The organism is Leifsonia aquatica H1aii, assembly GCF_000633535.1.
In the GTDB taxonomy this organism is placed as follows: Bacteria; Actinomycetota; Actinomycetes; order Actinomycetales; family Microbacteriaceae; genus Leifsonia; species Leifsonia aquatica_A.
The window spans coordinates 23,743-37,076 of sequence record NZ_AYMR01000018.1 but is presented as its reverse complement, the minus strand read 5'-3'; the positions used below and the strand labels follow the sequence as shown (position 1 = coordinate 37,076).

The window sequence follows — 13,334 nt, the reverse complement described above, 5'->3', positions numbered from 1 at the left end:
GGAGATCGCTCGAGGCGTCAGCCCGCGGGAGTCGGAGTCGGGGTAGGGGTGGAGGTCGACGAGTACTCGTCGCCCTGCGCCTGCAGCACGAACGCCTTGAAGTCGTCGGCACTCGTCAACGAGCCGGTGTACGGCTTGCCGTTGACCAGCACCAGGAGCGCGTTCGTCATCTTCTTGACATCCGAGTTCGGAATCGGCCCGCTCAGCGCGCGATCGCTTGCGCTGGTGGCCCAGCTCTTGAACCGGCCGTCGTCGATGCACGAGTCGATGCTGGAGACGCTGCTCGCCTTCGCGTCGGCGACGCGCGTCTTCAACTGCTCGTCACTGAGGCCCGGGCTGCCCTCCTTGGGCTGCTTCTGGAAGAGGGAGGCGTTGAAAGCCCAGAAGGCCTCCGGCGAGTAGTTCGCCACGCAGGCCGCAGCGTTGGCCGCGCGGAGCGAGTACTTCGTGCCGGCGGAGTGACTGGTGTAGATCGCGACCGGGTGCATCTCGACGGTCACCGCGCCGTCCTTCACCAGCGGCTGGAGCTGCGAGAGGTTCGTGCGCTGGAAGTCGCCGCAGAGGTCGCAGAGGTAGTCGGCGTAGATGCGGATGTCGACGGTGTTCGCCTCGGGGTTCGGCGTGGTCGCGACGGGCTTCGAGTCGGCGGCGAGGGCCGGGGTCGCGACGACCTTCAGGCCTGCGCCCACGACGACGCCGTCACTGGCCATGTTCTTCGGGCCGGGGACGGTGGGGCGGATGGCGCCGACGATGACGACGGCGACGATCGCGATGACGGCGAGCACGCCGAGCGCGATTCCGCTGCCGATGAGGGTCCTGTTGCGACGGTCCTTGCGCTGCTGGGACGTGCGGAGCTGGCGCGCTTTCTCCCGCGCGGCCGCACGGACGTCGCCGTTCTCGTCGGGATCGGTCATAGGGGCAATCACACTCTCGGGGTCGTTCGGGGCTGCGCAGGGGGGACGCAGCGGCGTCGTCGTGCACCGGGGACGCACGCAACCGGACGATCCTATTCGGGCAGTCTGGGAATAGACCAGACGGTCGCTGAACGCGCAGGCACGACGCCGGCGCCTCGACCCCAGGGGCGGTCGTCGGCACCCGCGCCGATGCCATATTATGGGGGATTGCGGCGCCGATGCCCAACGGACGTCGACGCCACGTTCATCCATCACAACGGATCGTCCGGCACGTACCTGCCGGTGAAGGAGAAAAAGAGAAAATGGCGACTGTCACCTATGACAAGGCGACCCGGCTCTACCCGGGTTCCAACCGTCCCGCCGTGGACGCGCTCGACCTGGACATCGCGGACGGCGAGTTCCTCGTCCTCGTGGGCCCGTCGGGCTGCGGCAAGTCGACCTCCCTCCGCATGCTCGCGGGTCTGGAAGAGGTCAACGACGGCAACATCTTCATCGGCGAGCGCAACGTCACCGACGTTCCGCCGAAGGACCGCGACATCGCGATGGTGTTCCAGAACTACGCGCTGTACCCGCACATGACCGTCGCGGAGAACATGGGCTTCGCGCTCAAGATCGCCGGCGTCGGCAAGGAGGAGCGCGCCCAGCGCGTCCTCGAGGCCGCCAAGCTGCTCGACCTGGAGCCCTACCTCGGCCGCAAGCCGAAGGCGCTCTCCGGTGGTCAGCGTCAGCGCGTCGCCATGGGCCGCGCGATCGTCCGCTCCCCCCAGGTGTTCCTCATGGACGAGCCGCTGTCGAACCTCGACGCCAAGCTCCGCGTCCAGACCCGTACGCAGATCGCGTCGCTCACCCGCCGCCTCGGCGTCACCACGGTCTACGTCACGCACGACCAGACCGAGGCGCTCACCATGGGCGACCGCATCGCGGTCCTCAAGGACGGCGTCCTGCAGCAGGTCGGCACCCCCCGCGACCTGTACGCGCAGCCGAAGAACGTCTTCGTCGCCGGCTTCATCGGCAGCCCGGCCATGAACCTGTTCACGGCCGACGTCACCGACGGCGGCATCCAGTTCGGCAACGCGGTCGTCCCGGTCGAGCGTGACATCCTCGCCGCCGCCGGCTCCGCCGTCACCATCGGTGTCCGCCCGGAGGACGTCGTCGTGTCGTCCACCGAGGGCAGCGGCCTCAAGGTGACGGTCGACCTCGTCGAGGAGCTCGGCGCCGACGGCTACCTGTACGGCCACTCGGAGGTCGACGGCAAGCGCACCGACATCGTCGGCCGCGTCGACGGCCGAGTGCACCCGAACGCCGGCGACACGGTGTTCATCACCCCGAAGCCGGGCCACGTGCACGCCTTCCACGCCGAGTCGGGCGAGCGCCTCGGCGGCGCCGTCGTCGACTGAGGTCGCGCGCACTAGGCTCCTGAGAAGGAATCCCACTCTGCCGCAGTCCGGTTCCCGGGCTGCGGCAGAGTGCTTTCCCCCTCCCGCACCGACACCGGAAGGCACCATCATGGCCGGCTCCGTCAACATCACCGCAGCGACGGTCGACCCCGCACTGCTCGACCTGCCCTGGAACATCCCCCTCGACCAGTGGTCCGCCGAGCACATCGCCCTGCTGCCGAAGGGCATCAGCCGGCACCTCGTGCGCTTCGCCAACCTCTCCGGCTACGTCATCGCCATCAAGGAGACGACGGCCGAGATGGCCCAGCGCGAGTACGACATGCTGCGCACCCTGCAGCGCCTCGACGTGCCCTGCGTCGACCCGGTGGCGGTCATCAAGAACCGGACGGACGACGACGGCAACGAGTTGAACGCGGCCCTGGTCACCCGGCACCTCAAGTTCTCCCTCCCGTACCGCGCGCTGTTCTCGCAGACGCTGCGGCCCGACACCGCCACCCGCCTCGTGGACGCGCTGGCCGTGCTGCTGGTGCGTCTGCACATCGTCGGCTTCTTCTGGGGGGACGTCTCCCTGTCGAACACCCTGTTCCGTCGCGACGCCGGCTCCTTCGCCGCCTACCTGGTGGACGCCGAGACCGGCCAGCTGTACGACGGGCTCTCCAACGGCCAGCGTGAGAACGACCTGGAGATCGCCCGCGTCAACATCGCCGGCGAGCTGATGGACCTGGAGGCCGGCGGTCGCATCGACGAGGAGCTCGACCCGATCAGCGTCTCCAACGGCATCGTCGCCGCCTACCGCTCGCTCTGGAAGGAGCTGACGGGCAGCGAGTCGTTCTCCTCCTCCGAGCGCTGGCGCATCAGCCAGCGCGTCGAGCGCCTGAACGAGCTGGGCTTCGACATCGAGGAGCTCGCCATCAAGACCTCGGACGAGGGAACGACGGTGCGCATCCAGCCGAAGGTCGTCGACGCGGGCCATCACCAGCGCCGTCTGCTGCGCCTCACCGGCCTCGACACCGGCGAGAACCAGGCCCGGCGCCTGCTCAACGACCTCGACTCGTACTCGGCGACGCTCGGCAAGCAGGGCCTCGACGAGGAGGCGATGGCGCACGAGTGGCTGCTGCGCGTCTTCGAGCCCGTGGTGCGCGCCATCCCGGCGGACCTCAAGGGCAAGCTCGAGCCGGCGGAGGTGTTCCACCAGCTGCTGGAGCACCGCTGGTTCATGTCGCAGAACGAGGGCAGGGACGTCCCCCTCGCCGAGGCGCTCACCTCGTACATCAACGACGTGCTGCGTCACCGTCGCGACGAGGCCACGGTGATCGCCCCGGCGACCGACACCATGAGCATCCCGACCATCCGGCGCGCGGCCGGTCTCGACGACGACGAGGACGACGCCGACGACTGGCGCTCGAAGGTCTGAGCCGACGGCGGGAGCGGAGGCGCCCCGGTCCGTGCAGTGCCCGGATCGCGGGCTCCGGAGGAGACCGGCGCGGGAACGCCCCGTATCTCCTCCGCTCCCCGCGGAATCTCCCGCGTCGAGCAGGGATCTCCTCCGTCGCCCACGAGGCGAGGCGACCGCCTAGCCTGAGTCGCGCACCCGGAGGACGGCGTCGAGACCGCGACGCACCGTCTCGGCGGGACGGTCGTGCTCCATCAGCTCCAGCAGCAGTTCCCCGCAGGCGCGGCCGAACGCGCGCGGCTGGAGGTCGACCGAGGTGATCGGCGGCGTGTGGAACTCCATGATCAGACTGTCCACCCCCGAGACCAGCCGGATGTCGACGCCCGGACGCATCCCGAGGGTGCGCAGCAGGCCGGCCACGCGCACGGCGACGCCGTCCGCGCCGACCAGGATCGCGTCGACCCCCTGCTCGCGGGTCCACTCGGCCAGGCGGCGGGCAAGCGTACCGTTCTCCTCGTGGATGGTGGTCACCAGCACGCGCGGCTCCAGCCGGCGCTCCGCGCACCACGCGCGGTAGGCGGATTCGAGTTCCTGCGCCCAAGCGGAGACCTGCTCCACCAGCAGCAGCCCCGGCTGCCCGGAGCCGAGCGCGACGAACCGGTCCAGCACCTCCCGGGTCGTTCGCGTGTTGGGCGACTCGACGATCCCCCACGGGTCGGAGAAGCCGGGCGGCGGGGAGTCGCCGGTGACCACGGGGAGGTCCTGGGCGAGGATCATCGCCGCGCCCTCGTCGTCGGAGTGCGGCTCGATCAGGATGAACCCGTCGACCGGCGGGAAGGACTCGATCCGCGGGCTGGTCGGCGTGCTCGGCACGATCAGGAGCGAGAGGTCGGCTTCGTGCAGCCGCTCGGTGAGGCCGAGGGTGGTCTCGGTGTAGTAGCCGAAGTGGACGGCGGATTCGGGCAGGTAGAGCCCGACCGCTCCGGCGCGGGATTGGCGCAGCGCGCGCCCGAGCCGGTTGATGCGGTAGCCGGACTCCTTGGCGATGGCGAGCACCCGCGCCCGGGTCTCCTCCGAGACGCCCTTCTTGCCGTTCAGGGCGAGGGAGACGGCGGCCCGGGAGATGCCGGCGCGCTCGGCGATGTCGGCCAACGTCATGGTCGGCATCGTCGCTCCTCTCCTGCCGCGGCGCCTGCGGGGCGGGTTCCGCACCGCGATCGCCCTGCGATCGGCCTGCGATAGGCCTGCGCATGCACGGCGCGTGCACAGCGATTGCATCGCGGCTCCATCGCATTGTATAGTCCCAGATTAATCGATCAAGTTCTCAATCGATTCAGTTCGGATTTCCCGAGCGTTTTCCTCCTTCGCCGCACAGCTGCGGCGACGAAGAGATGGGTGGCACGTGGCAGTGGAGCTCGACCTCGCATTCGTCGACGGCATGGTGTTCGACGGAGTCTCGGAGGCGCCGCGGCGGCTCGACGTCGGCGTGGCCGCGGGACGCATCGCCGCGCTCGGCCCGGACGTCGCCGCCGGCATCACGGCGAGCACCCGCGTGATCGATCTGACGGGCCGGATGCTCCTCCCGGGCCTGATCGACTCCCACGTGCACCCCGTCGAAGCCGGGGTCGAGCGACTCGCCTGCGACCTCTCGTCGGGCTGGACCCGCGAGGACTACCTGCGGATCATCGCCGACTACGCCGCCGCCAACCCGGAGCGCGAGTGGATCGTCGGCGGCGGCTGGCAGCAGGCGGCCTTCGCGGGCGGTGCGCCGCTGGCGGCCGACCTCGATGCGATCTGTCCCGACCGGCCGATGGTCATCTCCAACCGCGACCACCACAGCGCCTGGGTCAACTCCGAGGCGTTGCGCCGGGCCGGCATCGACCGCGACACCCCCGACCCGGTCGACGGCCGGATCGAACGCGACGCCGACGGCCTCCCCACCGGCACCCTGCACGAGGGCGCACGGATGCTCGCTCTGCGGCTGGCGCCCGACGCGACGGCCGAGGAACAGTACGCCGGCCTGCTCGAAGCGCAGCGCCACCTGCACTCGTTCGGCATCACCGGCTGGCAGGACGCCCTGATCGGCGACTACGGCAACCACTCCGCCGACATCGTCGAGGCCTACCAGCGCGCGATGGACGAGGACGCACTGCACGCCCGCGTCAACGGCGCCATCTGGTGGGAGCGTGAGCGCGGCGTCGAGCAGATCGCGCGCATCGAGGCACTCCGGGAGCGCTTCCAGGACGAGCGCTTCCGCGTCACCACCGTCAAGGTGATGCAGGACGGGATCGTCGAGAACCGCACCGCCGCCATGATCGAGCCGTACGAGCACCGGTGCGGCCCCGGCGAGACGCACGACGACGGCATCTCGTTCGTCGATCCCGAACTGCTCGCGGGCTACGTCAGCCGCCTCGACGCCGCCGGCTTCCAGGTGCACTTCCACGCCATCGGCGACCGCGGCGTGCGCGAGTCGCTCGACGCCGTCGAGGCCGCGCGGCACGCCAACGGCGACAGCGGGACCACCCACCACATCGCGCACCTGCAGGTCGTCCACCCGGACGATCGCGCCCGCTTCGCCGCCCTGGGCGTCGCCGCCAACATCCAGCCGCTCTGGGCCTGCTACGACCCGCAGATGGTCGAGCTGAACGTGCCTCTGCTCGGCGCGGAGCGCACCACCACCCAGTATCCGTTCGCCTCCCTGCTCGGCGCCGGCGCCCACCTCTGCGCCGGATCGGACTGGCCGGTCACCAGCCCGGACCCCTGGCTCGGCATCCACGTGGCGGTCAACCGCCGGGTGCCGTCGTGGCACCCCGACCACAACCCCGAGGCCTTCCTCCCGAACGAGAGCCTGACCCTCGCCGCCGCCCTGCGCGCCTACACCAGCGGCGCCGCACGCATCAACGGCCGCGACGACCTCACCGGGTCGATCGCGGTGGGCAACTGGGCCGACCTGGCCGTCGTCGACCGAGACCCGTTCGCCCACCCGGCGGACACGATCGCCGACACCCGCACCATCGAGACCTTCGTCGCCGGGGAGTCCGTGTACGCGGCCCTCCCCGCCGCGCGCTGATGGTCCCGTCCCGCACAGCACACCCCCAAGGAGACAGCACCATGAGAAATCGCACCCTCACCGTCCTCGCCGTGGCCGCCGTCGCCGCCGTGCTCACCGGCTGCTCCAGCGGCGCCGCGGGCAGCGCGGACCGGCAGACCGCCCTCACCGACCTGACGATCGAGAAGAGCTCCACCGCGGCCGAGTTGCTGCCCGCCGACATCCAGAAGGCCGGCAAGCTCGTGATCGGCGTCGACCCCACCTACGCTCCCAACGAGTTCAAGGACAAGGACGGCGCCCCGATCGGCTGGGAGATCGACCTCATCGACGCGGTGGCCTCGAAGCTCGGTGTGAAGACCGACTACCGGGTCGCCAAGTTCGACAACATCGTCCCGAGCATCCTCGGCGAGAAGTACGACATGGGCCTCGGCGGCTACTACGACACCAAGAAGCGGGAGGAGACGCTCGACATGGTCGACTTCTTCACCGCGGGCAACCAGTTCGCCTCCCCCGCCGCGAAGCCGATCACCGACGAGCTCGACGTCTGCGGGCTGAAGGTCGCGGTGCAGAACGGCGGGTCGGCGCCGCTGGTCTACCTGCCCGAGGTCGACAAGAAGTGCGAGGCCGCCGGCAAGGCGAAGGTCACCCAGCTCGGCTACGACACCCAGGACGACGCGACCGCCGCGGTCACGCTCGGTCGCGCCGACGCGATGGTCGCCGACTCCCCCGTCATCGGCTATGCGACCAAGCTCAGCAAGGGCAAGCTCGTCACCTCCCCGATCTACGACTCGCTGCTCTCGGGCACTCCGGTGAAGAAGGACCGCGGCGAGTTCGCGAAGGCCATCCTCGCAGCGCTGCAGGACCTGCAGAAGGACGGCAGCTACACGAAGATCCTCACGTACTGGGGCGTCGAGAACGGCGCACTCGAGACGATGCAGATCAATGGCGCGACCGAATAGCGCTCCCGACGCCGGCACCGCCTCGCGCGGTGCCGGCCGTCGGCGCTCCACCGACCCGGGCCTCCATCCTGTGACCGGAGCCCCGGCCATCCGCTCCACGCCGGTCCGTCACCCCTGGCGCGCCGTCGCCGGCGTGGTGATCGTGCTCGCGCTCGCACTCTTCGTGATCGACGCGAGCCGGCGCGAGGCCTACGACTGGTCCGCGTTCGCGCAGTACCTGTTCGACCCGCGCATCGTGCAGGCGGCCGGGGTCACGCTGCTGCTCACGGTGCTCTCGATGATCATCGCGGTGGTGCTCGGCGTGCTGCTGGCGGTCATGCGGCAGAGCCCGAACTACATCGTCCGCTGGGCATCCGGCGTGTTCATCTGGATCTTCCGCGGCACCCCGGTCTACGTGCAGCTGGTCTTCTGGGGCCTGCTCTCGACGATCTACCGCACCATCGAGATCGGCATCCCGTTCCAGCAGCCCTGGCTCGTGTTCGAGAGCATCGACCTGTTCGACGTGTTCTGGATCGCCGTGTTCGGTCTGGCGCTCAACGAGGCGGCGTACATGGCCGAGATCGTCCGCGCCGGTCTGCTCTCGGTCGACCTGGGGCAGAAGGAGGCGTCGACAGCCCTCGGCCTCACCCGGTCGCAGACGATGCGCAAGATCGTCCTCCCGCAGGCGATGCGGGTGATCATCCCGCCGACGGGCAACGAGGTCATCTCGATGCTGAAGACGACGTCCCTCGTCACCGCGGTGCCGTTCAGCCTCGACCTCTACACCCGCTCGCGGGACATCTCGGCCGAGACGCTCAACCCCATCCCGCTGCTGCTCGTCGCCTCGGTCTGGTACCTGGCGTTCACGTCGCTGATGATGATCGGCCAGCACTTCCTGGAGCGGCGGTTCGCCCGCGGCTTCGACCAGCGCGGCGGCGGACACGTCCCCGAGCCGATGCCCGAGACCGTGGCGATCGGGGCGGCCGGCGCCGCCCCGGCCGGCGAGCATCCCGCACCCACCCCGACGGAAGGAGCGGGCCGATGAGCGGCACCGTGACCGGCGCCCGGCCGATGGTCCGGGCCGAGGACGTCCACAAGGCGTACGGCAGCCACCACGTGCTCAAGGGCGTCTCGCTCGACGTGCACCAGGGCGAGGTGGTCTGCGTGATCGGGCCGTCCGGTTCGGGCAAGTCGACCTTCCTGCGCTGCATCAACCACCTCGAGAGCATCGACGGCGGCCGCATCCTGGTCGACGGGTCCCTGATCGGCTACCGTCAGGCCGGCGACCGCCTGCACGACCTCAAGCCGCGGGAGGCCGCGGCCCAGCGCCGCGACATCGGGATGGTCTTCCAGCGCTTCAACCTTTTCCCGCACCTCTCGGTGCTGGAGAACGTGACGACCGCGCCGATCATGGTCGGCGGCCAGAAGCCCGACCAGGCGACCGCCCGGGCCCGCGAGCTGCTCGACCGGGTCGGCCTCGGCGAGAAGGCGAACGCCTATCCCGGCCAGCTCTCGGGCGGTCAGCAGCAGCGGGTCGCCATCGCCCGCGCGCTGGCGATGGACCCGAAGCTGATGCTGTTCGACGAGCCCACCTCGGCACTCGACCCGGAGCTCGTCGGCGAAGTGCTCGACGTGATGAAGGGCCTGGCCCAGTCGGGCATGACGATGGTCGTCGTCACCCACGAGATCGGCTTCGCCCGTGAGGTCGGCGACACGCTCGTCTTCATGGACGGCGGCGTGGTCGTCGAATCCGGCGACCCCCGCGCCATGATCGCCGACCCCCAGCATCAGCGCACGCGCACCTTCCTCTCGCACGTGCTCTGACCCCCCGCGACACGAAACCGCCGAGTCCGCAGATTCTCTGCGGACTCGGCGGTTTTCGGCGTACTTTGCGCGGACTCGGCTGCTACGCGGCGGAGCCGGAGGACTCGGCGCGGAGCTTGGCGATCTCGTAGAGGGTGACGCTGACGGCGATGCCCGCGTTGAGGGATTCGGTCGCCGCGCTGATGGGGATCGAGACGACGGCGTCGCAAGTCTCGGTGACGAGGCGGGAGAGCCCCTTGCCCTCGCTGCCGACGACGATGACGACCGGACGGTCGGCGAACGACAGCCCGGGCAGCGAGACATCGCCGTCGCCGTCGAGACCGAGCACGAAGACGCCGGCCTGCTTGAACGCCTTGAGCGTCTGGGTCAGGTTGGGCGCCATCGCGACGGGGGTGCGCGCGGCGGCGCCGGCCGAGGTCTTCCACGCGGAGGCGGTCATGCCGACCGAGCGCCGCTGCGGGATGATGACGCCCTGGCCGCCGAACGCGGCGGTGGAGCGGATGATCGCGCCGAGGTTGCGCGGATCGGTGATGCCGTCGAGCGCGACGAAGAGCGGCGTCTCGTCGGAGCGCAGGGTGCGGTCGAGCAGCTCGCCCGGGTGGGCGTACTCGTACGGCGGGACCTTCAGCGCCACGCCCTGGTGCACGGCGTCGCGGCCGGCGAGCCGGTCGAGCTCCGGCCGCATGATCTCCAGGATCGGGATGGCCCGGCCGGTCGCGATGGAGAGGATCTCCTTCATCCGGTCGTCCATCTCCACGCGCGCGGCGATGTAGAGGGTCGTGGCCGGGATGCGGGCGCGCAGTGCCTCGAGCACCGAGTTGCGGCCGGTGACGATCTCGCTCTCGTCGCCGCTCTTGGCCCGGCGGGCGGCGCCGGACGCACCGCGCGGCGCACCGTCGCGGCCTCCGCCCCGCCCGGCCTGCTTGGCCGCGGCGCGCTCGCGCAGCACCTTGTTCTTGTGGGCGACGTGGTACTCGCGGTCCTCGGCCTTCGGCGTCGGGCCCTTGCCTTCGAGCGCACGGCGCCCGTTGCCGCCGCTGCCGACCTGGGCGCCCTTGCGCCCCTTCCGCACGGCGCCGCCGCGGGACTTCCCACCCGAACTCTTCATGATTCGATACTCCAATGCGACCCCGTCGGGGTGTCTTCGATGATGATGCCCGCGCCGGTCAGCTCGTCCCGGATACGGTCGGCGGCCGCGAAGTCGCGGACCTGCCGGGCGGCCTGCCGGTCGTCGAGCAGCCGCTCGACCAGCTGGCCGAGCGCCGCGTCGGCGGCGGACGAGCCCGAACGGCTCCACTGGGGGGACAACGGGTTGATGCCCAGGACCTCGGTCATGGCGAGTGCCTGGCCGCGCGCGGAGGCGGCGGCCTCCAAGTCTTCCGCATCCAGCGCGGCGTTTCCTGAACGCACGGTGTCGTGCAGGACGGCGAGGGCCTGTGGGATCGCCAGGTCGTCGTCCATCGCCTCCGCGAACGCGTCGGGCACGACCTCGGCCCCGCTCCCGGCGAAGCGTGTGCCGCCGAGCCGGCGGTCGACGCGCTCGAAGAAGCCGGCGATGCGGTCCAGGGCCGCGTCGGCCTCGGCGAGCGAGCCGTCGTGGAAGTCGATGGTGGAGCGGTAGTGCGCCGAGCCGAGGTAGTAGCGGACGACGAGCGGTCGGGCCGCGCCGAGCAGGTCGGTCGCGTAGACCGAATTGCCGAGCGACTTGCTCATCTTCTGCCCGTTGACGTGCACGAGGCCGTTGTGCACCCAGTAGTTCGCGAAGGCGTCGCCGGCAGCGGTCGACTGCGCCAGCTCGTTCTCGTGGTGCGGGAAGCGCAGGTCGAGCCCGCCGCCGTGGATGTCGAACTGCGGCCCGAGGTAGCGCCGCGACATCGCGGAGCACTCGATGTGCCAGCCTGGTCGTCCGTCGCCCCACGGGGAGGGGAACGCGGCAGACTCCGGCTCGTCGGCCTTGCGGCCCTTCCAGAGGGCGAAGTCGCGGGGGTCGCGCTTGTCGCGCGGGTCGGCGTCGGCCGCGGCCTCCATGTTGTCGATGCTCTGCCGGGTGAGCTCGCCGTAGGCGGCCCAGCTCTTCACGTCGAAGTAGACGTCTCCGGAGCCGTCGGCGGCGGCGTACGCGTGGCCGCCCTCGATCAGCCGCTCGATGAGCTGCTGCATCTGCGGGATGCTGGCGGTCGCGCGGGGCTCGTAGGTCGGCGGCTGCACACCGAGCGCGGTGTAGCCCGCGGTGAACTCCAGCTCGTACCGGTAGGCCAGCGCCCACCACTCCTCGCTGCTGCCCTCGGCCTGCGCTGCGGCGGCGTTGATCAGGATCTTGTCGTCGATGTCCGTGACGTTGCGCACCAGGGTGACGTCGAACCCGCGGTAGGTCAGCCAGCGGCGCAGCTGGTCGTAGACGAGGGCCGAGCGCAGGTGGCCGATGTGCGGCGACGACTGGACGGTCGGACCGCAGACGTACATCCCCACGGCGCCGGAGCGGAGGGGGACGAAGTCGCGCAGCGCGCCGGCCTTCGTGTCGTAGAGTCGCAGAGTCACGGCATACAGCCTACGGGCCGCGGGGTCCGCGCGCTCAGCGTGGCAGGAGGAGGACGGTCGCGAAGGCGGCGATGCCCTCCCCGCGACCGGTGAAGCCCAGCCCGTCCGTGGTGGTCGCGCCGACCGAGACGGGTGCTCCGAGCACGGCGGCGAGCGCCTCCTGCGCCTCGGCCCGGCGGGGTGCGAACTTCGGGCGGTTGCCGACGATCTGCGCGGTGACGTTGCCGATCCGGTAGCCCGCCTCCTCGACCAGGCGGCGTGCTTCGGCGAGGAAGACAGCGCCGCGCGCGTCGGCGAGTCGCGGGTCGTCGGTGCCGAAGACGGTGCCGATGTCACCGAGTGCGGCGGCGGAGAGCAGGGCGTCGACGATGGCGTGCGCCACCGCGTCTCCGTCGCTGTGCCCGGCGAGCCCGGCCTCCCCCGGCCAGTGCAGACCAGCCAGCCACAGCTCCGCTTCGGCGTCGAACGCGTGCGTGTCGGTGCCGAAGCCGGTACGCGGCACCGCGTCTCCCCCACCGGTGCCGCCGAGGAGCTCCTCGGCCCTGCGCAGGTCCCACGGCGTCGTGATCTTGAAGGCGTGCGCGTCTCCCGGGACGACGGAGACCGGGTGCCCGGCAGCGGAGACGAGTCCGGCGTCGTCGGTCTCGTCACGCTCCGCCGCCGCGTACGCCGCCAGCAGCTGGTCGCGCGGGAACCCCTGGGGTGTCTGGATGGCCGAGAGCGCCGAGCGGTCCACCGTCTCGTGCACCTCTCCGTCGGGCGAGACGCGTTTGATGGTGTCACTCACCGGCAGGCCGGGGATGACGCCGTGGCCGGTGCTGCGCACGGCGGCCACGACCGCGTCGAAGAGGGCGGGCGGGGTGAGGGCGCGTGCGGCGTCGTGGACCAGCACGACGTCGATGTCCGGGGCGAGAGCGCCGAGCCCGGCGGCGACGGAGCGCTGGCGGGTCTCCCCGCCGGGCACGACGGCGACGGGGGCGACGTCGCCCAGCGCGGCTTCGGCGATCGTCCGCGCCTCGTCGAGGTGCTCGGCCGGCGCGACCACGATCGTCTGGGCCGGCTCCGCCAGGCCGCGCACCGCGCCGAGCGACCGCTCCAGCAGGGTCCGGCCCGCCAACCGGACGAACGCCTTGGGGAGACCCGCCCCCAGGCGGGTGCCGCTGCCGGCGGCGACGACGACGACGGCCACGCGAGGGGAGGGGATGCTGCTGCTCACCCTCCCGAGACTACCGGTGCGCCCCTGCCGTCCGGCGGTGGGCCGGGCGGCAGGGGCGCGCGAAG

General features: G+C 70.9%; 11 protein-coding genes. 6 read left to right on the top strand and 5 right to left on the bottom strand.

Features of this window, described 5'->3' with window-relative positions; translation table 11 throughout:
• Positions 1-17 precede the first annotated feature (17 nt).
• Positions 18-914: a DsbA family protein gene (locus tag U870_RS0116065; protein ID WP_025158403.1), complete on the bottom strand. Its 897-nt coding sequence runs from the start codon at positions 912-914 to the stop codon at positions 18-20.
• A 302-nt stretch (positions 915-1,216) separates the two neighbouring features.
• Between U870_RS0116065 and U870_RS0116060 the strand changes: the two genes are divergently transcribed.
• Together U870_RS0116060 and U870_RS0116055 are read left to right on the top strand one after the other, a co-directional pair.
• Complete coding sequence (locus U870_RS0116060; protein ID WP_025158402.1) at positions 1,217-2,311, top strand: ABC transporter ATP-binding protein; 1,095 nt, start codon at positions 1,217-1,219, stop codon at positions 2,309-2,311.
• A 109-nt stretch (positions 2,312-2,420) separates the two neighbouring features.
• Positions 2,421-3,725: a DUF4032 domain-containing protein gene (locus U870_RS0116055; protein WP_025158401.1), complete on the top strand. Its 1,305-nt coding sequence runs from the start codon at positions 2,421-2,423 to the stop codon at positions 3,723-3,725.
• Between the two features lie 159 nt (positions 3,726-3,884).
• Here the strand turns inward: U870_RS0116055 and U870_RS0116050 are convergent, their stop codons facing one another.
• Positions 3,885-4,862: a LacI family DNA-binding transcriptional regulator gene (locus U870_RS0116050; protein WP_205288783.1), complete on the bottom strand. Its 978-nt coding sequence runs from the start codon at positions 4,860-4,862 to the stop codon at positions 3,885-3,887.
• Between the two features lie 244 nt (positions 4,863-5,106).
• On the opposite strand from U870_RS0116050, the gene U870_RS0116045 reads away from it, so the two are divergent.
• The 4 genes from U870_RS0116045 to U870_RS0116030 are packed head-to-tail and all read left to right on the top strand — an operon-like array spanning position 5,107 to position 9,515.
• On the top strand, positions 5,107-6,774 hold the full coding sequence (locus U870_RS0116045) for an amidohydrolase (RefSeq protein ID WP_205288782.1): 1,668 nt from the start codon (positions 5,107-5,109) through the stop codon (positions 6,772-6,774).
• 41 nt (positions 6,775-6,815) lie between these two features.
• On the top strand, positions 6,816-7,712 hold the full coding sequence (locus U870_RS0116040) for an ABC transporter substrate-binding protein (protein ID WP_025158398.1): 897 nt from the start codon (positions 6,816-6,818) through the stop codon (positions 7,710-7,712).
• Positions 7,696-8,736 carry an amino acid ABC transporter permease gene (locus tag U870_RS0116035; RefSeq protein ID WP_025158397.1) on the top strand — a complete coding sequence of 347 codons (1,041 nt, stop codon included), beginning with the start codon at positions 7,696-7,698 and terminating at the stop codon, positions 8,734-8,736. Before U870_RS0116040 ends, U870_RS0116035 begins: the two co-directional genes overlap by 17 nt.
• A complete protein-coding gene (locus tag U870_RS0116030) occupies positions 8,733-9,515 on the top strand; it encodes an amino acid ABC transporter ATP-binding protein (RefSeq protein ID WP_025158396.1) in 783 nt (260 codons plus the stop codon). The genes U870_RS0116035 and U870_RS0116030 overlap by 4 nt, the downstream gene beginning before the upstream one ends.
• A gap of 82 nt (positions 9,516-9,597) precedes the next feature.
• Here the strand turns inward: U870_RS0116030 and rlmB are convergent, their stop codons facing one another.
• From rlmB to ispD, 3 genes are read right to left on the bottom strand one after another with little or no spacing between them, the layout of a single operon-like run.
• A complete protein-coding gene (gene rlmB, locus U870_RS0116025; protein ID WP_025158395.1) occupies positions 9,598-10,623 on the bottom strand; it encodes a 23S rRNA (guanosine(2251)-2'-O)-methyltransferase RlmB in 1,026 nt (341 codons plus the stop codon).
• Positions 10,620-12,053 carry a cysteine--tRNA ligase gene (cysS, locus tag U870_RS0116020; RefSeq protein WP_025158394.1) on the bottom strand — a complete coding sequence of 478 codons (1,434 nt, stop codon included), beginning with the start codon at positions 12,051-12,053 and terminating at the stop codon, positions 10,620-10,622. Before cysS ends, rlmB begins: the two co-directional genes overlap by 4 nt.
• Before the next feature lie 34 nt (positions 12,054-12,087).
• Complete coding sequence (gene ispD / locus U870_RS0116015; RefSeq protein WP_025158393.1) at positions 12,088-13,269, bottom strand: 2-C-methyl-D-erythritol 4-phosphate cytidylyltransferase; 1,182 nt, start codon at positions 13,267-13,269, stop codon at positions 12,088-12,090.
• Between the last annotated feature and the right edge of the window lie 65 nt (positions 13,270-13,334).